The organism is Streptomyces synnematoformans, from assembly GCF_039531005.1.
Lineage (GTDB): Bacteria > Actinomycetota > Actinomycetes > Streptomycetales > Streptomycetaceae > Streptomyces > Streptomyces synnematoformans.
On the sequence record NZ_BAAAPF010000766.1, the window covers coordinates 1 to 573 of the forward strand.

Sequence of the window (573 nt, forward strand, 5' to 3'; positions counted from 1 at the left end):
GATGTGACTTTGCTCGAAAGGGTGCTCAGTGGACTTCGCAAGCTCTAGTGGTGTGGCCGGTTCTCCTCCGGCTCGTGCGACCACGTCGGCGAAGATCGTGGTGGCGGGTGGTTTCGGGGTGGGGAAGACCACGTTCGTCGGTTCGGTGTCGGAGATCAATCCGTTGCGTACCGAGGCGGTGATGACGTCGGCGTCTGCGGGGATCGATGATCTGTCGCAGGTGTCGGGGAAGACCACGACGACGGTGGCGATGGACTTCGGTCGGATCACGCTGGATCAGGATTTGATCCTGTATCTGTTTGGGACGCCTGGTCAGGATCGTTTCTGGTTCATGTGGGACGATCTGGTGCGTGGTGCCATCGGTGCGGTGGTGCTGGTGGATACGCGGCGGTTGGCGGATTGTTTCCCGGCGGTGGATTACTTCGAGAACTCGGGGTTGCCGTTTGTGATCGCGTTGAACGGGTTCGACGGTCATCAGCCGTACTCGCCGGACGAGGTGCGTGAGGCGTTGCAGATCGGGCCGGAGACGCCGATCCTGACGACGGATGCGCGGCAGCGCTCGGAGTCCAAGTC

General features: G+C 61.8%; 1 protein-coding gene. It reads left to right on the forward strand.

Annotated elements, in window-relative coordinates; genetic code table 11:
* Positions 1–28 precede the first annotated feature (28 nt).
* The coding region (locus tag ABD317_RS37585) for a GTP-binding protein (RefSeq protein WP_344296644.1) at positions 29–573 on the forward strand (545 nt) is incomplete at its 3' end.